The 22,633-nt window shown below is 71.6% G+C and carries 20 protein-coding genes; 17 read left to right on the top strand and 3 right to left on the bottom strand.

The features are described from left to right. Positions 1–73: 73 nt before the first annotated feature. The 6 genes from AC060L_RS10085 (at position 74) to AC060L_RS10060 (ending at position 5,667) form a co-directional block, all read left to right on the top strand. Entirely contained in the window at positions 74–382 is a 309-nt protein-coding gene (locus tag AC060L_RS10085; RefSeq protein WP_483798282.1) for an antibiotic biosynthesis monooxygenase family protein, read from the top strand. A gap of 58 nt (positions 383–440) precedes the next feature. Beyond that, entirely contained in the window at positions 441–2,108 is a 1,668-nt protein-coding gene (locus AC060L_RS10080; RefSeq protein ID WP_483798281.1) for an FAD-dependent oxidoreductase, read from the top strand. Positions 2,109–2,154: 46 nt separating this feature from the next. After that, the gene (locus tag AC060L_RS10075) at positions 2,155–2,988 is read left to right on the top strand and encodes an SDR family oxidoreductase (RefSeq protein WP_483798280.1); all 834 of its coding nucleotides are present in this window, start codon (positions 2,155–2,157) and stop codon (positions 2,986–2,988) included. A 51-nt stretch (positions 2,989–3,039) separates the two neighbouring features. Then, positions 3,040–4,287 carry an FAD-dependent monooxygenase gene (locus tag AC060L_RS10070; RefSeq protein ID WP_483798279.1) on the top strand — a complete coding sequence of 416 codons (1,248 nt, stop codon included), beginning with the start codon at positions 3,040–3,042 and terminating at the stop codon, positions 4,285–4,287. Positions 4,288–4,385: 98 nt separating this feature from the next. Continuing rightward, the gene (locus tag AC060L_RS10065; protein ID WP_483798278.1) at positions 4,386–5,168 is read left to right on the top strand and encodes a cyclase family protein; all 783 of its coding nucleotides are present in this window, start codon (positions 4,386–4,388) and stop codon (positions 5,166–5,168) included. Positions 5,169–5,220: 52 nt separating this feature from the next. Next, positions 5,221–5,667, top strand: a complete 447-nt coding sequence (locus AC060L_RS10060) for a nuclear transport factor 2 family protein (RefSeq protein WP_483798277.1) — start codon at positions 5,221–5,223, stop codon at positions 5,665–5,667. A 639-nt stretch (positions 5,668–6,306) separates the two neighbouring features. Here the strand turns inward: AC060L_RS10060 and AC060L_RS10055 are convergent. Further along, positions 6,307–7,194: an ABC transporter permease gene (locus AC060L_RS10055; RefSeq protein ID WP_483798276.1), complete on the bottom strand. Its 888-nt coding sequence runs from the start codon at positions 7,192–7,194 to the stop codon at positions 6,307–6,309. Between the two features lie 28 nt (positions 7,195–7,222). Then, positions 7,223–8,179, bottom strand: coding sequence for an ABC transporter ATP-binding protein (locus AC060L_RS10050; RefSeq protein WP_483798275.1), 957 nt, complete (start codon positions 8,177–8,179; stop codon positions 7,223–7,225). A gap of 219 nt (positions 8,180–8,398) precedes the next feature. On the opposite strand from AC060L_RS10050, the gene AC060L_RS10045 reads away from it, so the two are divergent. The 10 genes from AC060L_RS10045 (at position 8,399) to AC060L_RS10000 (ending at position 20,239) form a co-directional block, all read left to right on the top strand. Continuing rightward, a complete protein-coding gene (locus tag AC060L_RS10045) occupies positions 8,399–9,646 on the top strand; it encodes a nucleotide disphospho-sugar-binding domain-containing protein (protein ID WP_483798274.1) in 1,248 nt (415 codons plus the stop codon). A gap of 31 nt (positions 9,647–9,677) precedes the next feature. Continuing rightward, a complete protein-coding gene (locus tag AC060L_RS10040; protein WP_483798273.1) occupies positions 9,678–10,967 on the top strand; it encodes a nucleotide disphospho-sugar-binding domain-containing protein in 1,290 nt (429 codons plus the stop codon). Next, a complete protein-coding gene (locus AC060L_RS10035; protein WP_483798272.1) occupies positions 10,967–11,935 on the top strand; it encodes an NAD-dependent epimerase/dehydratase family protein in 969 nt (322 codons plus the stop codon). The genes AC060L_RS10040 and AC060L_RS10035 overlap by 1 nt, the downstream gene beginning before the upstream one ends. 294 nt (positions 11,936–12,229) lie before the next feature. After that, on the top strand, positions 12,230–13,540 hold the full coding sequence (gene rfbH, locus AC060L_RS10030) for a lipopolysaccharide biosynthesis protein RfbH (protein ID WP_483798271.1): 1,311 nt from the start codon (positions 12,230–12,232) through the stop codon (positions 13,538–13,540). Positions 13,541–13,654: 114 nt separating this feature from the next. Beyond that, positions 13,655–14,677 carry a ketoacyl-ACP synthase III family protein gene (locus AC060L_RS10025; protein WP_483798270.1) on the top strand — a complete coding sequence of 341 codons (1,023 nt, stop codon included), beginning with the start codon at positions 13,655–13,657 and terminating at the stop codon, positions 14,675–14,677. 95 nt (positions 14,678–14,772) lie between these two features. Next, positions 14,773–16,281, top strand: coding sequence for a class I adenylate-forming enzyme family protein (locus tag AC060L_RS10020; RefSeq protein ID WP_483798269.1), 1,509 nt, complete (start codon positions 14,773–14,775; stop codon positions 16,279–16,281). Between the two features lie 82 nt (positions 16,282–16,363). Continuing rightward, positions 16,364–16,615 carry a phosphopantetheine-binding protein gene (locus tag AC060L_RS10015; protein ID WP_483798268.1) on the top strand — a complete coding sequence of 84 codons (252 nt, stop codon included), beginning with the start codon at positions 16,364–16,366 and terminating at the stop codon, positions 16,613–16,615. Positions 16,616–16,682: 67 nt separating this feature from the next. Further along, the gene (locus AC060L_RS10010; protein ID WP_483798267.1) at positions 16,683–17,432 is read left to right on the top strand and encodes an SDR family NAD(P)-dependent oxidoreductase; all 750 of its coding nucleotides are present in this window, start codon (positions 16,683–16,685) and stop codon (positions 17,430–17,432) included. Positions 17,433–17,492: 60 nt separating this feature from the next. Then, entirely contained in the window at positions 17,493–18,737 is a 1,245-nt protein-coding gene (locus tag AC060L_RS10005) for a nucleotide disphospho-sugar-binding domain-containing protein (RefSeq protein WP_483798266.1), read from the top strand. A 38-nt stretch (positions 18,738–18,775) separates the two neighbouring features. Then, entirely contained in the window at positions 18,776–20,239 is a 1,464-nt protein-coding gene (locus tag AC060L_RS10000; RefSeq protein WP_483798265.1) for an NDP-hexose 2,3-dehydratase family protein, read from the top strand. 91 nt (positions 20,240–20,330) lie between these two features. Here AC060L_RS10000 and AC060L_RS09995 read toward each other — a convergent pair whose 3' ends face one another. Next, positions 20,331–20,939, bottom strand: coding sequence for a dTDP-4-dehydrorhamnose 3,5-epimerase family protein (locus tag AC060L_RS09995; RefSeq protein WP_483798264.1), 609 nt, complete (start codon positions 20,937–20,939; stop codon positions 20,331–20,333). 133 nt (positions 20,940–21,072) lie between these two features. On the opposite strand from AC060L_RS09995, the gene AC060L_RS09990 reads away from it, so the two are divergent. Further along, positions 21,073–22,633, top strand: a 1,561-nt coding sequence (locus AC060L_RS09990; protein WP_483798263.1) for an acyl-CoA carboxylase subunit beta, incomplete at its 3' end; no start/stop codon positions are given.

Raw genomic sequence — 22,633 nt, 5'->3', positions numbered from 1 at the left:
CGGATTTTGTCAGTCGTCATCCGTCAGTCGTCGCCCGTCACCCGTCATTCCACTCATATCTAGGAGTACCGACATGGTCCTGTTCGTCAACGAGCTCCGCGTGATCGGCGCAGTCGAGGACTTCGAGCGCGTCACCGCCGAGATCTCCGAGTACATGTGCCAGCAGCCCGGCTACATCAGCCACAAGATGCTGCTCTCCACCAAGCGCGAGAACGTCTTCCTGGAGATCGCCGAGTGGGAGTCGGCCGAGCACCACGCCGCCGCGATCGCCAGCGAGGGCTTCCGCTCCCGCGTCCAGGGCCTGTTCGGCGTGATCGAGAAGCCGACCCCGGACATCTACAACGTCGTCCACGACAGCGCCGCCGTCCACGCGGCCGCCTGACCCACCCCGCAGTCCGGACGATCCCCCCGGGCCGAGCTCCAACAGGAGGCTGAGAACAGTGCAGCAAGCAGTCGAGGTGCTCGTGGTCGGCGCCGGCCCGGTCGGTCTGACCGCCGCGTACGAGCTCACCCGGCGGGGTGTCCGGGTCCGGCTGGTGGACGGCGCGGCCGGTCCCGCCGTCACCAGCCGGGCGATCGCCACCCACCCGCGCACCCTGGAGACCTACGACCAGATCGGCGTGCTGGACGAGATCCTGGCCCGGGCGCAGCGGATCACCGCCTTCACGCTCTTCCAGGACGGCCGCCGGCTCGCCCGGCTGGACGCCGACTACAGCGCCAGCCCCACCCGGTTCCCGTTCACCGTCACGATCGACCAGGTGCTCACCGAGGAGGTGCTGCGCACGGCGCTCTCCGGCCTCGGCGTCGAGATCGAGTGGGGTGTCCGGCTGGAGACCTTCACCCAGCGCCCGGCCTCGGTGCTGGCCGAGCTGGTGCACGCCGACGGCCGGCACGAGACCGCCGAGGTGCCGTGGCTGATCGGCAGCGACGGCGGCCACAGCACGGTGCGCAAGGTGCTCGGCCTGCCGCTGCTCGGCGAGGCCAACGAGACCTGGCTGCTCGCGGACGCCGAGGTGGACACCGAGCTGCCGCCGAACAGCATCTACCTGATCCGCTCCGGCGGCGGCACGCTGATGATGGCCCCGATGCCGGGCGGCTCGCGCTGGCGGATGCTCGACACCGTCGAGACCGACTACGACGGGGACGGCGACGTGATCGCCGCCCGGTTCAGCGCCAAGCTCTCCGCCGGACTCGGCCACCCGGTCAAGGTCGGCTCGCCCGGCTGGGTCTCGGTCTTCACCGCGCAGCAGCGGATGGTCCCCGAGATGCGCGGTGGTCGGGTCTTCGTCGCCGGCGACGCCGCCCACGTGCACAGCCCGGCCTCCGGCCAGGGCATGAACACCGGCATCCAGGAGGCCTACAACCTGGCCTGGAAGCTCGCCATGGTGGTGCACGGCCACGCCCGCGAGGCGCTGCTCGACACCTACGGCGTCGAGCGGGTGCCGGTCGGCCAGGTGCTGCTCGGCTCCACGAAGCGCGCCACCCAGCTGGTCGCGCTGAAGAACACGCTCGCCTCGATCGCGCTGCCGGTGGTCTTCGCGCTGGTGCGCAACCTGCCGCCGCTGCGCCGCAAGATGCAGCAGGCCGCGCTCGGCCGGGTCTCCGGGCTGAACGTCAGCTACGCCGACAGCCCGCTGACCGTGCCGCAGGCGGGCACCGCCACCAAGGCCACCGCCGGCAAGACCGTCGGGCCGCGCCCTGGTGAGCGGGTCGTCCAGGTGCTGCCGGACCGGGCCGCCGCGCCCGGCTGGACCGAGTTCGCCGCCGAGATGCGCGACCAGCGCTGGACGCTGCTCGCGGTCACCCGCCCGGCCGACGCCGGCCCGACCGGCGCCACCGCGCGGCTCGCCGACCAGGCGTACCCGGAGTGGCTCTCGGTGCGCACGATCGCCGGCCGCGGCGCCGCGCTCGGCCCGACCCCGCTGGCCGACCCGGACCACACGCTGCGCAACGGGCTCGGCCTCGAACCCGGCGGCTGGCTGCTGGTCCGCCCGGACGGCTACCTGGCCGCCCGCGGCACCGACCTGACGCCCGATCTGCTCGCCGCGGCGCTCGCCCCGGTCCGCGGCGGCGAGGCGATCACCGCCGCCGCGATGGCCGAAGCGTGAGCACGAACGCACTGCACGTGAAACCGGACGCACTGGAGGAGAACCGATGACCCTGGCCGTCGAACCGCTGGCCGTCGAAGCGCAGGCCCTCGACCCGCTGGCCCGCACCGCCGAGGCCACCGCGAGCCTGGGCCTGGAGGGACGGGTGGTCGTGGTCACCGGCGGCTCCCGCGGCCTGGGCCGGGCCACCGCCCGCAAGCTCTGCGCCGCCGGCGCCGTCGTCTACCTCACCTACGCCTCCAGCGACGAGGACGCGGCCGAGGCCGTCGAGTCGCTGCGCGGCCTGCCGGGCAGCGCGACCGCCGTCAAGGGCGACATCCGCGACCCGCAGACGCTGCCCGCGCTGCTCGACCGGGTGATCGCCGAGCACGGCCGGCTCGACATCTTCGTGCACAACGCGGCCACCTTCCACCCGATGAAGCCGCTCGGCACGAACGTGCCGGACGTCCACCACGACATCGCCTCCGCGCTCGACCCGCTGCTGCACGGCGCCCCGGCGCTGGCCCGGGCGATGGCGGGCGGTCCGGGCCGGATCGTCGCGGTCTCCAGCATCGGTTCGCGCGCCGTGGTGCCGCACTACGTCAGCCTCGGGCTGGCCAAGGCGGCGCTGGAGAGCCTGGTGCGCTACCTCGCGGTCGAGCTGGCGGGCCAGGGCATCGCGGTCAACGCGGTCTCCACCGGCAAGCTCGACAAGGGCACGGCGCCGTCCTCGGCGGTCAACGCCGGCCTGGTGAAGGCGCTCACCGCCCGTTCCCCCGCCGGCCGGCTGACCAGGCCCGAGGACGTCGCGGACGCGGTCGCGCTGCTCTGCACCGACGAGGCGGCCTGGATCCACGGCCAGGTGATCAACGTCGACGGCGGCTCCAGCCTGCTGGCCTGACGTCGCCCCGGCGCTACCAACCGGCGCCATCTACCGGAACGGACAGATAAGTTGAGCGAGATCAAGACGGATGTGTGCATCGTCGGGGGCGGCCCGGCCGGGCTGGCGCTCGCGCTGCTGCTGCTCCGCTCCGGCGTCAGGGTGGTGGTGGCCGAGAAGGCGCGCTCCTTCGAGCGCGAGTACCGCGGCGAGATCCTCCAGCCCGGCGGCCTGGACCTGTTGGCCCAGCTCGGCGTGCTGGACGGCGCCCGTGAGCGCGGTGCCTACCAGCTCTCCAACTTCCGCCTGAGCGACGCCAAGCGCGTGCTGATGGACATCGACTACCGGCCGCTGCCCGGCCCGCACAACCACCTGCTCAGCCTCCCGCAGCGCCACCTGCTGGAGGAACTGCTCGGCGCCTGCGAGCAGTTCGACACCTTCGAGTACCTGGCCGGCAGCCGGATCTCGGCTCTGGTCGAGGACGGCGGCGCGGTGCGCGGCATCCGCACCGACGGCCAGGGCGGCCCGCGTACCGTGACGGCGCGCTGCGTGGTCGGCGCGGACGGCCGGTTCTCCAAGACCCGTTCGCTGGCCGGGATTTCCAACGACCGCCACGACGTCTTCGACATGGACGTGCTCTGGTTCAAGCTGCCCGCCCCGGCCGGCCCGACCGGCGTGGTGCGGATCCACCGCGGCGACGGCGGCCCGGCCATCGCGTACGACTCCTACCCCGGCAAGATCCAGGTCGGCTGGACCCTGCCGCACAAGAGCTACCAGGCCATCGCGGCCCGCGGCATCGAGTACGTCCGCTCGGCGGCCGCCAGCTCGCTGCCCGAGTACGCGGAGCTGATCGAGCGCGAGGTCACCTCGCTCTCCGACCTCTCCCTGCTCGACGTCTTCGCCGCCCGCGCCGAACGCTGGGTCAAGGACGGCCTGGTGCTGATCGGCGACGCCGCGCACACCCACAGCCCGCTCGGCGCGCAGGGCATCAACCTCGCGCTCCAGGACGCCGCGGTGCTCCACCCGGTGCTGGTCAACGCGCTGCGGGCCGGCAGCGGCGTGCTGGACGAGCAGACGCTGGCCGCGTACGAGCGGATCCGCTCCGGCGACATCGCCGCGATGATGAAGCTCCAGGTGATGCAGAGCAAGGGCATGCTCTCGACCAACAAGGTGGCCGCCGCGATCCGGCCGCGGATCGTCAAGCTGCTGGGCTACACGCCGATCGGCGCCAAGATCACCCAGCGGATCGCCTACGGGAACCCGTCGATCCGGGTGCACTCCGAGCTGTTCACCCCGCGGGTGCTCGCCCCGAGCCACTGAGCCTTGCGGCAGGTCCTCCGCCGAGTCCTCCGCCGAGTCCTCCACTGAGTCTTTCGCTCGATCTTTCCAACTTCCTTATCTTTCACAGGAGATCCACCATGCCTCTGATCGACCTCTCGACCCCGATCGACGCCTCGCAGTGGGAGCCGGAGCCGGTCGTCCACGAGATCGTCAGCCCCGCCGACGGCGCGGCCCACATGGCGAAGGAGATGCTGGAGAACTTCGGCATGGAGTTCGACCCGGCCGAGCTGCCGGACGGCGAGCTGCTCTCGATCGACAACCTCACGCTGACCACGCACACCGGCACCCACATCGACGCGCCCTCGCACTACGGCTCCCGCGCGAGCTACCGCGACGGCGGCCCGCGCCACATCGACGAGATGCCGCTCGACTGGTTCTTCCGCCCGGCCTTCGTGATCGACGCCACCCAGGCCGACATCGGCACCGTGGACGCCGAGTTCATCGAGAAGGAGCTGGCCCGGATCGGCTACCAGCCGCAGCCGTACGACATCGCGCTGATCAACACCGGCGCCTGGCGCAACTCCGGCACGATGACGTACTTCACCGACTTCGTCGGCCTGGACGCCTCGGCCACCAACTACCTGCTCGACCTGGGCGTCAAGGTGATCGGCACCGACGCGTTCAGCCTGGACGCCCCGTTCGGCAACATCCTGGAGAACTACGCGCAGAGCAAGGACCAGAGCGTCCTGTGGCCGGCCCACTTCGCCGGCCGCGACCGCGAGTACTGCCAGATCGAGCGGCTGGCCAACCTGGACGAGCTGCCCAAGCCGTTCGGCTTCCGGCTCGCCGCCTTCCCGGTCAAGATCACCGGTGCCGGCGCCGGCTGGACCCGCGCCGTCGCCATCGTTGACGAGGACTGACCCACCCCTTCTTCCCGTTCGTCTTCCTGTTCTTCGTGAGGAGCAACTCGCCATGACCACCGCTGTTCTGACCGACCGCCAGGATCTCGCCGTCCTCTACGCCGAGGTGCAGCAGTTCTACGCCCAGCACTTCCACCTGCTCGACGCCGGCAAGGCCGAGGAGTGGGCCCAGACCTTCACCGAGGACGGCTACTTCGCCCCCGAGACGCTGCCCGACCCGGTCGTCGGCCGCGAGGCGCTGGCCGCCGGCGTCACCCGCACCCACGCCGAGCTGGTCGCCAACGGCGAGCAGCGCCGCCACTGGCACGGCATGGTCGCCGTCACCCCGCGCGACGAGCTCACCCTCGACGTCCGCTGCTACGCGCTGATCTACTCCACCCCCAAGGGCGGCACCTCCGCGCTGCGGATGAGCTGCGTCTGCGAGGACGTCCTGGTCCGCGCGGACGGCCAGTGGCAGATCTCGGCCCGCAAGGTGACCCGGGACGACCTGGGCAACTGAGCCGGGGCCAACGGCCACGCAAGGACGACGGCGCGATGCCGGCACCGAGGAGCACTCGGTCCCGGCATCGCGCCGTTTCGGCTTCCCCCGGACGGCCAGGCCACCGGGCCGACCGGACCCAGCCCCTGGGTCCGGTCGGCTGGGCTCTCCGCTGATCGACAGCCGGCGTGCGTGCCGCCCTGCGGCGGACCGTGCTGCCCTCAGCAGACCGCGCGGCCCTCAGTAACCTTGCAGCCCCCGGCGGACCGTGCAGTCACCCCGGCCCGGTACCGGTCAGCTCGCCGACGGGCTCCGGGGCCGGCGTGCGGCCCGTCCTGTTGGGTGCGCGAACACGGCGACGCAGTCCGTCACACGAGCCGCCGCGGCCGCCTGTGAGCCGCCGCGGAAACGACGATCCCCGCCAGTGCGGGCTGGGCCCGAACGGCGGGGAGGAGTGCCTCTGGCTCAGCAGGCCCGGTGCGCGCTCGCGGCAAGCGCCGCGGAGCCCACACCTCGTACGCGCTCAGCACGTTCACCCCGATCAGCTGGTGCCGTCCGCCGGATTCCCCCGGCACAGCAGCACGATGGGCCGCCCCCGAAGGGACGGCCCACCAGTGGCACCTGCGGCGCGAGCAGTACGAGCAGCACGAGCGGCCAGGCTCAGCTGAGCACGCGCTTCTTGAAGTTGTGCAGCGCCAGCCCGCCCAGCAGCACGACGCCGCCGAGCTGCGCGAGCAGAATCGCCCAGACCGGCATGTGGTGCACGCTCGGGGTCAGTGCCGCGCGCAGGCCCTCGCCCATGTAGACGACCGGGTTGAGCAGCGTCAGGTACTGCAGCCACCGCACGGTGTGCAGGGCGGACCAGGGGAAGTACACGCAGCCGAGGATGGTCAGCGGCGTGATCACGGTGGCGAACAGGTTCTGCACCTTCTGCACCTGGAACACCGTGCCGAGCAGCAGGCCGGTCGAGGAGGCGAGCAGGCAGGCCAGCAGGTACGTCGTGACGAAGAGCGGCCAGTTGTGCACGTGCACTTCCGGCGCCTCGCCCTTGGTGTGCACCAGCATCACGACCGGGAAGACCACCAGTCCGGCCAGCAGCGACTGCATGGCGCCGGAGACGATCTTCTGCAGCGCGATCACCCAGAGCGGCACCGGGGCGAGCGCCCGGTCCTCCATCTGCTTGGTGTAGGTGAGCTCCATCAGCAGCGGGATGATCACCGCGGTGATGCCCTGGACGGCGATGGTGATCGCGATCAGGCCGGGCACCAGGACGGTGGTGAACTTGGGCTCGCCGGGGGCCGAGCTCTCGCCCATGCCGATCTTCGGCAGGACGTAGGCGAAGCCGAAGGTGAAGGCGAGCGGCTGCATCACCGAGCGCAGCGCGAGCGTGCCGAGCTGGCGGCGGGTCACCCGGATGTCGCGGCTGAGCAGGGCGAAGAAGGTGTGCAGGCCGGTGGAGAACTTCCCGGCCCGCTGCGGGGCGGGCAGTGGTGGTACGGCAGGAGTGGCGGGGGCCGGAGCCTCCGGCGGCGCGGCGAGGATGGTCATTGAATGCTCCTAGTCAGGTGACGGACGGTCAGTCCCGGTACTCCCGGCCGGTCAGGTTCAGGAACGCGGTCTCCAGGCTCGGCGGCAGCGTCGAGGCGTTGCGCACGGACAGGCCGTGGTCCGCGCCGGCCGCGATCAGCTCGCCGAGCAGGCCGTCCACGTCATTGCCGGCGTAGACGCGCAGGTCGGCGCCGTCGGCCTCGGCCCGGTTCACGCCGTCCAGCTTCTGGGCCCGCTCCAGCAGCACGTCGGCCGCGCCGGAGTACGTCATGGTGATCACGGCCTCGGCGCCCGCGGTCGTCTTGATGCCCTCGACGGTGTCCGTGGTGAGCACCTTGCCGTGGTCCACGATGGCGATCCGGTCGCAGAGCGCCTCGGCCTCCTCCAGGTAGTGCGTGGTCAGCAGGATCGTCTGGCCGTCGGCGTTGAGCTCGCGCAGCAGCTCCCACAGGTTGTGCCGGTTCTGCGGGTCGATGGCCGCGGTCGGCTCGTCCAGGAAGAGGATGTCGGGGCGGTGCATCAGGGCCCGGCAGACCATGGCGCGCTTGGACTGGCCGCCGGAGACGTGGTCGTCGAGCTTGTCGGCGCAGTCGGTCAGGCCGAACCGCTCCAGCAGCTCCGTCGCGCGGGCCCGGGCCTGCTTGCCACTCATGCCGAAGAAGCGGCCGCGGTACTCCAGGTTCTCCAGGATGTTGACCGCGCGGTCCATCGTGTTGGCCTGGGTCACCACGCCGATCCGCTGGCGGACCTCGACCGGGTTCTTCGAGACGTCCAGCCCGGCCACCCAGGCGCTGCCGCCGGTCGGGATGATCCGGGTGGTCAGCATGCCGATGCTGGTGGACTTGCCGGCGCCGTTCGGGCCGAGCAGCCCGAAGAACTCACCGGGCTTCACCGCCAGGTCCAGCCCGTCCACGGCGGCGACGGGGCCGTGGGGGGTGGGATAGGTCTTGCGCAGTCCGCTGGTGCGGATGGCGGCGTCGGTCATTTCGCGTTCTCCTCAGGTCCGGTCCGCGGCGACGCGGCGATGCTGGCCACGTCGGGTAGAGCTCTGCTCCAACCCGGCTGGAGGCGCTGCCGCCGACCGCACGTTCCGAGGGCGCCTGCGGCACTTCGAGGGCTCTTCCACGGGGCATCGAGCGACCCTCGGCAGGATCCGCCGCGTGCGGGGAGGGCCCGCGAGGAACGGAGAGTCACCATGCGGGTGATGTTCGGGGTATCGGACTGGCCGGCGCACTACGCCGCGATGGTGCCGCTGGGCTGGGCGCTCCAGTCGGCCGGGCACGAGGTGCGCGTCCTCTGCACCCCGGCGCAGGTCCAGCCGATCAGCGAGGCCGGGCTGACCCCGGTGCCGCTGATGGGCGGCCTCGACATGGTGACGCAGTGCCGGCTGCTCTACTACTGGATGGCCCAGGCGGGCGACCGGCCGTACCCGGGTCTGCCGCTGCACCCGGTCACCGGTGAGGAGCTGGCGGACCTCGCGGACTTCGACTACGGCGCCTGGATGCAGGAGAACCGCCGCGAGGTGGTCGGCGCGGCCAAGGCGAACGTCGAGCAGACGCTGGACTTCGCGCGCCGCTGGCAGCCGGACGTGATCGTGCACGACATCCTGAGCACCGAGGCGCTGCTCGCGGCCAAGGTCACCGGCGTGCCGGCGGTGCTGCACCTGTGGGGCCCGATCGGCACCGAGGAGGAGGATCCCCTGCTGCGGATGCTCCCGGCCGACCACGGCAACTTCTTCCCCGCTCACGGCCAGGCCGAACTCTCCACCGAGTCGGTGGAGTTCGTCATCGACCCGAACCCGGCGAGCCTGCCCGTGCCGCTCGGTGACGCGACCCGGCTGCCGGTCCGCTACCTGCCGTTCAACGGCCCGGGCGCGATGCCGTCCTGGGTGCTGGAGCCGCCGGCCAAGCCCAGGGTCTGCGTGATCTGGAGCACCTCGCTGAGCAAGATGTTCGGCCCGCGCTCGTTCGCGGTGCCCACGGTGCTGCGCGGGCTCGCCGAGCTGGACGTCGAGGTGGTGCTGACCGGGATCCCGGAGGACATCGAGACGGTCTACGAGCTGCCCGCCAACGTCCGCAGCATGTCCCGGTTCCCGCTCCAGTTCCTGCTGCCGACCTGCTCGGCCGTCGTGCACCACGGCGGTGCGGGCTGCGCGATGACCTCGCTGGTCGCCGGGGTGCCGCAGCTGGCGCTGACCTGGGCGCCCGAGGCGGAGGCGAACGGCGCCCGGCTGGCCGCCACCGGCGCCGCCCTGCACGTGCGCGGCGACCTGGCGGACCCGGAGGCGGTCGCGGCGGCGGTGAGCCGGCTGCTCGCCGAGCCGTCCTTCGCCGAGGCCGCCGCCGAGTTGCGCCGGGAGAACCTGGCCCGGCCGACCCAGGCCGAACTGGTCCGCACTCTGGAACAGCTGGTCGCCGACCGCCGCAGCGCCGACTTGGCCGCCCAGAAGTAACTCTGACGAATAATCAGAAGGAGAAACCCCCATGCGGGTGCTGTTCACGGTGTCGGACTGGCCGGCCCACTTCTTCCCGATGATCCCGCTCGGCTGGGCGCTCCAGTCGGCCGGACACGAGGTCCGGGTGGCGTGCGCGCCGTCCCAGGCCGGCTACCTGGAGCGGGCGGGGCTGACCCCGGTTCCGGTGCTCGGCGACCTGGACATGGTCTTCCTGGCGCGGTTCAGCAACCTCACGCTGATCAAGGAGGGCCGCTGGCCGTACCCGGGCCTGCCGGGCCTGCACCCGGACACCGGCGAGGAGCTGCCCAGCCTGGACGGCTTCGACTTCGAGGCGTACGCCGAGGAGTCCAAGCGCCGGATCGTCCGGGAGACCGGCCGCAGCAACACCGGCGCGCTGGAGTTCGCCAAGGCCTGGGGCCCGGACCTGGTGGTGCACGACCGGCTGAGCCTGGACGGCTTCCTGGTGGCCGGCGTGCTCGGCATCCCGGCCGTCTCGCACCTGTGGGGCCCGGTCGGCACCGACGAGAGCGACCCGGTGCTCTATCCGCTGCCGATCGACTACACGCGGTCCTTCCCGCGCAACGGGCTGGCGCCGATGGGCCCGGAGCTGGTCCGCTACGTGATCGACCCGTGCCCGGCCGGCATGGCGCCGCCGGTGCACGGCACCAGGCTGCCGGTCCGCTACGTGCCGTACAACGGCCCCGGTGCGATGGGCACCTGGGCACTGGACGCGGGCGAGCGGCCGCGGGTCTGCGTGCTGTGGAGCGACTCGGTCAGCCGCATGTACGGCGCCGGCTCCTACCTGGTGCCGCAGGTGCTCGCGGCGCTGGCCGAGGAGGACGTCGAGGTGGTGCTGCCCGGCCACCCCGAGGACCTCGCGCTGGCCGGCGAACTGCCCGCCAACGTCACGGTGATGGGCCGGTTCCCGCTGCACCTGCTGCTGCCGACCTGCTCGGCGCTGGTGCACCACGGCGGCGCCGGCTCGATGATGACCGCCGCGGTCGCCGCGGTCCCGCAGCTGACCCTGACCTTCGGCCCCGAGCAGGACGCCGACGGCTCCCGGCTGGCCGCCACCGGCGCCGGCCTGCACCTGCTCGGCGACCAGGCCGATCCGGAGTCGATCCGCCGCTCGGTCCGCGAGCTGCTGGACGTGCCGTCCTACCGCGAGGCGGCGCAGCGACTGCGCGCCGAGACCGAGCAGCGCCCGACGCCGGCCGAGCTCGTCCCGGTGCTGGAGGCGCTGGCCAGGAACGGCGAGCTGACCGAGGCCGAGCTGGCGACCCTGGACGCGGCGGGCCGGCAGCCCGCGCTCGTCTGATGGGCGGCCGGGCCGTGGGCAGGGCGCTGGTGCTCGGTGGCGGCGGGTTCGTCGGACGGCACCTGTGCGCCGGGTTCGCCGAGGCCGGGTACGACGTGGTGACCGCCTCGCGCCGCCCGCCCGAGGGCGGCCTCGTGCTGGACCTGCTGAACGATCCGCCCGCCGCGATCGCCGAGCTCTTCGACGAGGTGCGCCCGACCGTGGTGGTCAACGCGACCGGCGGGGTCTGGAGCGTGTCGCCGCAGCAGATGACCGAGGGCAACGTGCGGCTGGTCGAGCGGCTGATCGGCGCGCTCACCGCGCAGCCGCAGGCGCGGCGGCCGCGGCTGATCCAGCTCGGTTCGGTGCACGAGTACGGCCTGACCGAGCCGGGCGTCCCGCTCAGCGAGGGGGACGCACCCGATCCGGTCACGCCGTACGGCAAGACCAAGCTGACGGGCAGCCGGCTGGTCCTGGAGGCCACCGCGCGCGGCGAGTTGGACGGCGTCGTGCTGCGGCTGTCCAACGTCGTCGGGCCCGGATCGCCGCAGGGCAGCCTGCTCGGCATGGTGGCGGGCAAGTTGGCCGAGGCCGGGCGGACCGGGGGCACCGCGGTGATCCGGGTCGCGCCGCTGCGTGCGCTGCGGGACTTCGTGGACGTGCGCGACGTGACCGCCGCGGTGCTCCTCGCTGCCGGCCCCAAGGTGGCCGAAGTGCCGCCGCAGGAGCGGTTGTTCAACATCGGCCGGGGTGAGGCGGTGGCCGTCCGCTGGATGGTCGGCAGCCTGATCGCGACCAGCGGGATCGCCGCCCAGTTGCTGGAGGAGGGCCACGAGCCGGACCGCAGCGCCGGGTTGGACTGGCAGCAGCTGGACTGCTCGAAGGCCGCGGCGGTGCTCGGCTGGTCGGCGCGGCACTCGGCGGCCGACTCGCTGACAGCGCTCTGGCAGGAGGCCGGCGCGGTCCGCGGCGAGGTCGCCGCCGTCTGAGCGACGCGTGGCACAGGGGCCGCTACAGGGGTCCGGTGCGGTGGGGGAGCAGCCCCGGCCGCGCCGGGCCCCTGTGTCGTGCGCCCGCGTCGTTCCGCGGCGTCGTTCCGGGGCGTTGGTTCCCCGGTGGCTCCGTGGCCCGGCCACAGCCCGCTTTCGAGGTCTCCTTGAGTCGTTGGCATCACCTTTGGCCCCGGGGCGGAGCCCGGCGCGAACGGTCGCCGGCGGAAGCCGAGTGTCCGAACAGAGCCGGAGCCGTTGCTGGGCCCGGATGTTTCGCAGGAGGCGATGCAGATGAGCGACGCAGACACAAGAGCGCTGCTGCTGGAGAACGTCCGGAAGTACCACCGGGAGATCGAGCGGAGCGACGCGTTCGTACCCGGTGTCACACCGCTGCTTCCGGCCGGTGCGCTGCTCGACGAGGACGACCGCGCCACGCTCGTCGAGGCCGCTCTGGACCTGCGGATCGTCGCCGGCGTCGGGGTGCGCAAGTTCGAGAGCGCGTTCGCCAAGATGCTCGGCCTGCGCAAGGCGCACATGGTCAACTCCGGCTCCTCGGCGAACCTGGTGGCGATGAGCGCGCTGCTCTCCCCGCACCTGGAGGACCGCCGGCTCCAGCCCGGCGACGAGGTGATCACCGTCGCGGCGGGCTTCCCGACCACGGTGAACCCGATCGTCCAGAACGGCCTGGTCCCGGTCTTCATCGACATCGAGCTCGGCACCTACAACACCACGGTCGACCGGATCGCGGCGGCGATCGGCCCGAAGACCAAGGCGATCATGATCGCGCACGCCCTGGGCAACCCGTTCGCGGTCGCCGAGGTGGCCCAACTGGCCGAGGACAACGACCTGTTCCTCATCGAGGACAACTGTGACGCGGTCGGCTCGACCTACCAGGGCAAGCTCACCGGCACGTTCGGCGACATGTCCACCGTGAGCTTCTACCCGGCCCACCACCTCACCACGGGTGAGGGCGGCGCGGTGGTCACCCGCAACCTGGCGCTGGCCCGGATCGTCGAGTCGCTGCGCGACTGGGGCCGGGACTGCTGGTGCGAGCCGGGCGAGGACGACAAGTGCCTCAAGCGGTTCAAGCACCAGATGGGCACCCTGCCGTACGGGTACGACCACAAGTACATCTTCTCGCACATCGGTTACAACCTGAAGCCGACCGACCTGCAGGCGGTGCTCGGGCTGACCCAGCTGAAGAAGCTGGACGACTTCGGCGCGGCCCGCAAGCGCAACTGGCAGCGGCTGCGCGACGGCCTGGACGGCACCCGCGGCCTGCTGCTGCCGGAGGCCACCGAGGGCAGCGACCCGAGCTGGTTCGGCTTCGTGATCACCGTCAAGCCGGACGCCCCGTTCACCCGCAAGGGCCTCACCGACTTCCTGGAATCCCGCAAGATCGGGACCCGGCGGCTCTTCGGCGGCAACCTGACCCGGCACCCGGCGTACGTCGAGCGGCCCAACCGGGTCGTCGGCGGCCTGGAGAACAGCGACATCGTCACCGAGCACACCTTCTGGATCGGCGTCCACCCGCTGCTCACCGCCGAGATGCTCGACTACATGATCGCCTCGATCCAGGAGTTCGCCGCCGGTCGCGGCTGACCGTCCGCGTTGGACCGTCCGAGGCCGACCGTCCGAGCCCGAGCCGGCTGCTCCCCAGCGCTCTCCGGTCACTTTCATGTCGAGCGTCACTTTCATGTCGAGGTGGGAAAACCTGTGAAGTGGGATCAACTCTTCGTCGCCGGACTCGGCACCTGGCTGGGCGAGCCGGTCTCCGCCCAACAGGCCGTCGAGGACGGCCTGTACGACGCCGAGCGGTGCAAGGCCCGTGACTACACCTCGATCTGCGTGGCCGAGGACGTCGCGCCGCCGGACATGGCGGTCCGGGCCGGGCAGCAGGCCGTGGCCAACTCGGGCATCGACCCTCGGGAGTTCGCGCTCGCCCTGCACAGCAGCCTCTGGTTCCAGGGCCTGGACATCTGGCCGACCGCCTCCTACGTGGCGGCCGGCACGGTCGGGCGGCACGTCACGGCCTTCGACGTCCAGCAGCGCTGCAACGGCGGTCTCGGCTCGATCGAGCTGGCCGGCGCGCACCTGACGGCCAGGGTGGGCAAGGGCAGCGCCGCGCTGCTGACCACCGCCGACCGGTTCGCGCTGCCCCGGGTGGACCGCTGGAACATGCACGACTACAACGTCTACGGCGACGGCGGCACCGCCATGGTGCTCTCCACCCAGGGCGGCTTCGCGCGGGTGCTCTCCACCTTCACCGCCGTGGACAACTCGCTGGAGGAGTCCGCCCGCGGTACCGAGCCGCTGCGGCCGGTGCCGCCCACCGGCCCCATCGACCTGGTCGCCCGGTCGGCCCAGGCCGCGGAGATCGGCGACCCGAAGCAGACCGAACTGCGCACCGCCCGGCTGATCAACCAGGCCCGCAACCAGGCGCTCGGCGCGGCGAAGGTATCCGTCCGCGACCTGAAGCGGGTGGTGGTCGGCGCGACCGGCAAGTTCGCCGGCGGCTTCCACCACCACCACCTGCTGCAGATCCCCGAGCACCTGACCAGCTGGGAGTACGGGCGCACCACCGGCCACATCGGGGCCGGCGACTGGACGGCCGGCCTGCTCTGGCTGCTGCGCACCAACGCGGTCGAGCCCGGCGACAAGGTGATGCTCTTCGGCGGCGGCGCCGGCTACAGCTGCACCGCGGCGGTGCTGGAAATCACCGAGGTGCCGCAGTGGTGATCGCCACCGCCCAGGACCCCACACCCGCGCAGCCCGTACCCACAGAGCCCACACCCGCACAGCCCGCAGCCGCGCAGTCCGGAGAGGAGAACACCATGACCGAGCAGATCCCGGCCCCCGGCACCGACCTGGTGCACGAGCTGCTGGACCGGGCCACCGCCGCCCGCCCGTCGGCGCCCGCCGTCCGCGACCACGAGGGCGCCTGGACGTACGCCGAACTCTCCCACGCCGCCGACGCGTTCGCCGGCTGGCTGGCCGAGCGCGGGGTGCAGCGCGGTGACCGGGTGCTGGCCCGGCTCGGCAACACCCGCGCGTTCGTCGCGCTGCTCTTCGGCGCGCTGCGGGCCGGCGCGGTCTTCGTGCCGATCGGTCCGGGGATGAAGCGCTTCCACCTGGCCCGGGTGCTCGTTGACTCCGAGCCCGCCGTGGTGATCGGCACCGGCGCCGACACCGAGCTGCTCGCCGAACTCACCGAGGCCCCGGTGGTGGACGTCGCCGAGCTCCCGCTGGCCGGCCCCGCCCCGGCCGCCCACAGCAGCGTCACCGGCGACGACCTCGCGCTGCTCATCTACACCTCCGGCAGCACCTCGATGCCCAAGGCCGTGATGAGCCCGCACCGGACCACCACCTTCGCCGCCGCCGCGATCGCGCAGCGGCTCGGCTACCGGGCCGATGACGTGGTGCTGACCGCGATCCCGCTCTCCTTCGACTACGGCCTCTACCAGGTCTTCCTGGCCATCGGCGCGGGCGCCGAGCTGGTGCTCTCCGACGCCGACTCGCACGTGGGCCTGATGACCGTGCTGCACGAGGCCAAGGTCACCGTCTTCCCGGTGGTGCCCTCGCTCGCCGAGATGCTGCTGCGCCTGGCCGCCCGCGACAAGCGCCCGGCCCCGGCCGTGCGGCTCTTCACCAACACCGGCGCGGCGCTCAACCCGCCGGTGATCGAGGGCCTGCGCCGCGCGTTCCCCGAGGCTTCGGTGGCCCCGATGTACGGGATCACCGAGTGCAAGCGGATCACCGTGCTGGAGCCGGACGGCGACCTGGCCAAGCCGCACTCGGTGGGCCGCCCGCTGCCCGGCACCGAGGTGCTGATCCTCGGCGAGGACGGCGAGCTGCTGCCGGCCGGCGAGATCGGCGAGATCGTGGTCCGCGGCCCGCACGTGATGGCCGGCTACTGGCGGGCCCCCGAGCTCAGCCGCGAGCGGTTCCGCCCGGACCAGGGCGGCACCGGCAACGTGCTGCACACCGGCGACTACGGCCACCTGGACGCCGACGGCCACCTCTACTTCCAGGGCCGGCGCGACGACCTCTTCAAGCGCCGCGGCGTGCGGATGAGCGCGCTGGAGATCGAGGCCGCCGTGCTGGACATCCCGGGCGTGCGGGCCGCCGCCGTGCTGCCGCCGGAGGACGGGCGCGACCTGGTGCTCTTCGCGGTCGGTGACCTGTCGCCGAACGAGATCACCGTGCGGCTCGCCGAGCGGGTCGAGGCAGCGAAGGTGCCGCCGATCTGCCACGTGCTGCCGGAGCTGCCGCTGACCCCGAACGGCAAGACCGACAAGAAGCGGCTGAGCGCCGAACTGGCCGAGTACCGCAAGGCCGCCTGACGCCTGGGGGCTGTCAGACAGCCCCCAGGGCCTGTCCGCCGGACGGGCCCTGGGCGCCACACCACCAAGAGAGGAAACCACCATGTGGGACGACCAGTTCGAGACCGTGGTCCGCAACGCGCTGCCGCTGCTGCCCGCCCGCGAGGCACTGACGGCCGGGACCTGCCTGCGTGACCAGGGCCTGGACTCGATGGCCACCATCGACACCCTGATGCGCCTGGAGGAGATCTACGGCGTCACGTTCCCCGACGAGGCGCTCAACTCGGAGACCTTCGCGACCCCCGGCAGCCTCTGGGCCGTCCTCACCGGTCTGCGCTCCGCCGTCAGCGCCTGACGGCTCCGTCCGCAATCCAACCGTCCAGTCCAGTTCAGTCCAGTACCAAACCGTGAAGGGCAGCACAATGGCAAAGCTGGCAGGCCGAGTCGCACTGATCACCGGTGCGGCCCGCGGGCAGGGCGCCGCCGCCGCCCGCCTCTTCGTCGCCGAGGGCGGCAGGGTGGTGCTCGCCGACATCCTCGACGAGCAGGGCAAGCAGCTCGCCGACGAACTCGGCGACGCCGCCGTCTACCAGCACCTGGACGTCCGCTCGGAGGACGACTGGGCAGCCGCGGTGGAGCGCGCCCGCACCGAGTTCGGCAAGCTCGACGCGCTGGTCAACAACGCCGGCGTGTGCGAGATCGGCCTGCTCGACCAGATGTCCCCGGCCGACTTCATGGCCGTGGTCGAGGTCAACCAGCTCGGCGTCTTCCTCGGCATGCAGGCCGCCGTGCCCGCGCTGCGCGAGGCCGGCGGCGGCACGATCGTCAACATCTCCTCGGTGGACGGCCTGATCGGCCTGAAGTACCTCTCCGCCTACTGCGCCTCGAAGTTCGCGGTGGTCGGCATGACCAAGGTCGCCGCGATGGAGCTGGGCCCCGACGGCATCCGGGTCAACGCGGTCTGCCCGGGCGTGATCAACACCGAGATGACCAAGGACCTGCACGAGATGCAGGTGAAGTGGTTCCACCGCACGCTGCCGCTGCGCCGCTTCGGCGAGGCGCAGGAGTGCGCCGAGGTGGTGCTCTTCCTCAGCTCGGACGCCTCCTCGTACGTCACCGGCACCGAGGTGGTCGTCGATGGCGGCTGGACCGCCGGCCACCTGACCCCCTGACTCCATGACCCCTGGCCCCCAGGCCCCATGACCCCATGACCCCATGAGGAGCGGACTCCCATGCGCGTGCTGTTCACCGTCTCCGACTGGTCGGGGCACTACTACTCGATGGTCCCGCTCGGCTGGGCGCTGCAGGCGGCCGGCCACGAGGTCCGGGTGGTCTGCGCCCCGAGCGAGACCGAGAAGGTCTCCCAGGCCGGCCTGACCCCGGTCCCGATCATCGAGCCGGGGCTGGAGATGCTCCTGCAGACCCGGCTGAGCAACTTCTGGGACGCCCAGGCCGGCAATTGGCCGTTCCCGCAGCTGCCGCTGCACCCGATCACCGGGGAGGAGATGGCCGAGCTGACCGACTTCGACTTCCCCGCGTTCCGGCAGCAGAACCGCTCGCGGATCACCCAGCAGTCGGCCGACAACTTCGACGCCGTCGTGGAGTTCGCCCGCGCCTGGCGGCCCGACCTGGTGGTGCACGAGCGGATGAGCATCGAGGGCCTGCTGGCGGCCCGGGTGCTCGGCGTGCCCTCGGTGCTGCACCTGTGGGGGCCGCTCGGCACCGCCGACCGCGAGCCCGAGCTGCGGATCATGCCGGGCGACCCGACCGGCAGCTTCGCCCGGTACGGCGTCGGCGAGATGGGCGTCGATCTGATCGACTACGTCATCGACCCGTGCCCGCCGAGCCTGCAACCGGTCACCGACGCAACGCGCCTGAACGTGCGTCACATCCCGTACAACGGACCGTGGTCGGCGCCGGTCGAGCTGCCGGCGCCGCCCGGCGAGCGGCCGCGGGTCTGCCTGGTCTGGGGCAACTCGCTGACCAGGACGCACGGTCGCGGCTCACAGCTGCTGCCGGAGCTGGTCGAGTCCTTCGCCGACCTGGACGCCGAGCTGCTGCTGCTCGCCAACCCGGCGGACGTCGCCGCGCTCGGCGAACTGCCCACCGGCACGCTGGTCTACGAGAACCTGCCGCTGCGCCTCGTGCTGCCCGGCTGCGCCGCGGTCGTGCACTACGGCGGCGCCGGCTGCACCATGACGGCGGTCGCCTCCGGTGTGCCGCAGCTCGGCATCTCGTTCGCCGCCGAGCAGGAGCTGAACCTGCGCCGGGTCGCCGAGGCGGGCGCCGGCCTGCTGGTGCACGCGACCGATCCGAACCGTCCGGCCGTCCTGCGCTCGGGGCTGGAACGGCTGCTGGCCGAGCCCTCGTTCGCCCGGAACGCGGCCCGCCTGCGCACCGAACTGCTCGAACTGCCCTCCCCGGGCGAACTGGTGGCCGAGCTGGAGGAGCTGGCCGGCACCCGGCTGAGCCGCTGAACCCGTCTTCACCGTTTACCACGTCTTCGGAGGTCTCCGTGTCCGTTTCCACCGCCACGCCGACGCTGCAGCCCCGGGAGGACTTCGCCCTGCCCGGCCGGCTCGCACTGTCGGCGGCCGCCACCGAGGGCGCGCACCTGCCCACCGGCGAGTTCCACGCCTGGCTGGACGCCCGGCGCCGGGCCAACAACTTCAAGGTGACCAAGGTCCCGTTCAGCGAGCTGGTCGGCTGGTACTTCGAGGAGGAGACCGGCAACCTGGTGCACCGCAGCGGCCGGTTCTTCGCGGTGGAGGGCGTGCACGTCACGACGGACTCCGGGCCGGTCCGCGAGTGGTACCAGCCGATCATGCGCCAGCCCGAGGTGGGCGTACTCGGCCTGCTGGTCAAGGAGTTCGACGGTGTGCTGCACTTCCTGATGCAGGCCAAGATGGAGCCCGGCAACCCGAACCTGCTCCAGCTCTCGCCGACCGTCCAGGCGACCCGCAGCAACTACACCAAGGTGCACAAGGGCGCCGACGTGAAGTACATCGAGTACTTCGTCGAGCCGCAGGGCCGCGGCCGGGTGCTCTCCGAGAGCATGCAGTCCGAGCAGGGCTCCTGGTTCCTGCGCAAGGCGAACCGCAACATCGTGGTCGAGGCGCTCGACGAGGTCGAGGTCCACCCGGACTTCTGCTGGCTCACGCTCGGCCAGATCGGCGAACTGCTGCGCCAGGACAACGTGGTGAACATGGACTCGCGCAGCGTGCTGGCCTGCCTGCCGGTCGGCTCCGCCAAGGCCGCCGGGCTGGCCCGGGAGGGGCTGACGGCCTTCGAGGAGGCTGCCGACCTGTCCCGCGACCCGGCCGCGGGCGCGCTGCACTCGGACGCCGAACTCGGCTCCTGGTTCACCGTCGAGCGCGCCGGACACGACGTGGTGGCGCAGTCCGTCCCGCTCGACGGCATCCCCGGCTGGCAGCGCACCGAGGACACGATCAGCCACGTGGACGGCCGCTACTTCGACGTGGTCGGGGTGAGCGTCGAGGCGGGCAGCCGGGAGGTCTCCAGCTGGACCCAGCCGCTCTTCGAGCCGCGCGGGCAGGGCGTCTCGGCGTTCCTGGCCAAGCGGGTCGGCGGCGTGCTGCACGTGCTCGCGCACGCCCGGCCCGAGGGCGGGTTCCTGGACACCGTCGAGCTCGCGCCGACCGTGCAGTACACGCCGGGCAACTACGACTGGCTGCCGGCCGAGGACCGCCCGCCGTTCCTCGACCTGGTGCTCGCGGCCGCCCCCGAGTCGATCCGCTACCAGGCCGTGCACGCCGAGGAGGGTGGCCGGTTCCTCAACGCCGAGAGCACCTACCAGGTGATCGAGGTGGACGAGGACTTCGCGGTCGAGGAGCCGCCCGGCTACCACTGGCTGACGCTCTCGCAGTTCGCCTCGCTGCTGCAGCACAGCCGGTACGTCAACATCCAGGCGCGCACGCTCGTCTCGGTGCTCAACACGCTCGGCGCCGGCCGGGCCTGAAACGCGGAACCGCCGCCCACCGGGGATCCGGTGGGCGGCGGTTGCGTATCAAGGGAACGTTCCGTATCAAGGGAAAGGGAACGGTGGGCGGCTACTTCCTCAGCGAGGCGTAGAAGTCCAGGCAGTCCTGGTAGGAGGTCAACAGGCCTTCCTTGCCGGCCTGTTCGACGGTGATCGCGGCGGCGTCCTTGGGGGACCGGAGCAACTCGCCCTCGTAGTCGTCGATCTGCCAGGGCAGGTCGAGCGTCGGGTCGAGCGCGTCCAGGTCGAGCTGGGTGCCGGGCACGAAGGTGCTGGAGCAGAGGTAGTTGACGCAGGCGTCGTCGGTCAGTGCGAGGAACGCGTGCCCGAGCCCCTCGGGGATGAACACCGACACCCCGCTCTCCGGGCTCAGCCTGTTCGTCTCGTACTCCAGGTACGTCGGCGAGCCGGGCCGCAGGTCGATCACCAGGTCGAGGATCTCACCGCGCACGCAGGTGACCACCTTCGCCTGCCCCGGCGGCATCGCCACGCCGTGGATCCCGCGCAGCGTGCCGCGCCGGGATACCGAGTAGTTGCTCTGCGGGACCGGAACCGGCCGGCCGACCACCTCGGCGAGTTCGTCCTCGCGGAACGCCTCGAAGAAGCAGCCGCGGTCGTCCTCGAACCGTTGCGGCACCAGGCGGTAGGCATGCCGCACGGACATCTGCTGGATCTCCATACTGCAAACGCTAGGCGCAGCCTCTCGAATCGCCCTCGAAGCGTCCGGGCCGGCCGCCGGGTCCACCCGCGCTCCAGTTCCGCGCGAGCCGCAGCCCGGAGCGTGACCGCAGTCGGCCGTCGGAGGAGGTTGCATGACTGGCGTGGACGAGACCCGAGCACGGGTCACCGAGCTGCACGAGCTGCGCGAGCAGGTTCGTCGTGGTCCGAGTGAGGCGGCCACCGAGGCGCAGCACGCGAAGGGCAAGTTGACGGCCCGTGAGCGGATCGATCTGCTGCTGGACGAGGGTTCGTTCCACGAGGTGGAGCCTCTGCGGCGGCATCGTGCGTCGGGTTTCGGTCTTGAGGGGAAGAAGCCGCATACCGATGGTGTGATCGTCGGGTGGGGCACGGTGCACGGGCGGACGGTGTTCACGTACGCGCATGATTTCCGGATCTTCGGGGGTGCGCTGGGTGAGGCGCATGCGCAGAAGATCCACAAGATCATGGATATGGCGATCGCGGCGGGTGCGCCGTTGGTGTCGTTGAACGATGGTGCGGGTGCGCGGATCCAGGAGGGTGTCACGGCGCTGGCCGGGTACGGCGGCATCTTCCAGCGCAACACGCGTGCGTCGGGGGTGATCCCGCAGATCTCGGTGATGCTGGGTCCGTGTGCCGGTGGCGCCGCCTACTCGCCGGCGTTGACGGATTTCGTGTTCATGGTGCGGGAGACCTCGCAGATGTTCATCACGGGTCCGGACGTGGTGCAGGCGGTGACGGGCGAGAAGATCTCGCAGAACGGTCTGGGTGGCGCGGACGTCCACTCCTCGGTCTCGGGTGTGTCGCACTTCGCGTATGACGACGAGCAGTCGTGCATCGAGGAGGTCCGCTTCCTGCTGTCGCTGCTGCCGCAGAACAACCGGGAGATGCCGCCGGCCACGCCGACCGAGGACCCGGTCACCCGTCGCTGCGACGCGCTGCTGGACTTGGTGCCGGCGGACGGCAACCGGCCGTACGACATGCGCAAGGTGATCGAGGAGGTCGTCGATCACGGCGAGTACCTGGAGATCCATGAGCGGTGGGCGACGAATGTGATCGTCGCGTTGGCGCGGATCGACGGGCACGTGGTGGGGATCATCGCGAACCAGCCGCAGTCGCTGGCGGGTGTGCTGGACATCAACGCCTCGGAGAAGGCGGCGCGGTTCGTGCAGATGTGCGACGCGTTCAACATTCCGCTGGTGACGTTGCTGGACGTGCCCGGGTTCCTGCCGGGTGTGGACCAGGAGCACGACGGGATCATCCGGCACGGCGCGAAGTTGCTGTACGCGTACTGCAACGCCACGGTGCCGCGGATCCAGCTGATCCTGCGCAAGGCGTACGGCGGGGCGTACATCGTGATGGACTCGCGCTCGATCGGCGCGGACCTGTCGTACGCGTGGCCGACGAACGAGATCGCGGTGATGGGCGCGGAGGGCGCGGCGAACGTGATCTTCCGGCGGGACATCAACGGGGCCCAGGACCCGGAGGCGATGCGCGCGCAGAAGATCAAGGAGTACAAGAGCGAGTTGATGCACCCGTACTACGCGGCCGAACGCGGTCTGGTGGACGACGTGATCGACCCGGCCGAGACCCGCGAGGTCCTCGCCGCCGCCCTGGCCATGCTCCGCACCAAGCACGCCGACCTGCCCAGCCGCAAGCACGGCAACCCGCCGATGT

It is taken from the genome of Kitasatospora sp. NEAU-69 (assembly GCF_057158765.1).
The sequence above is the reverse complement of the archived record's forward strand: the minus strand, read 5'-3'. Positions and strand labels throughout refer to the sequence as shown.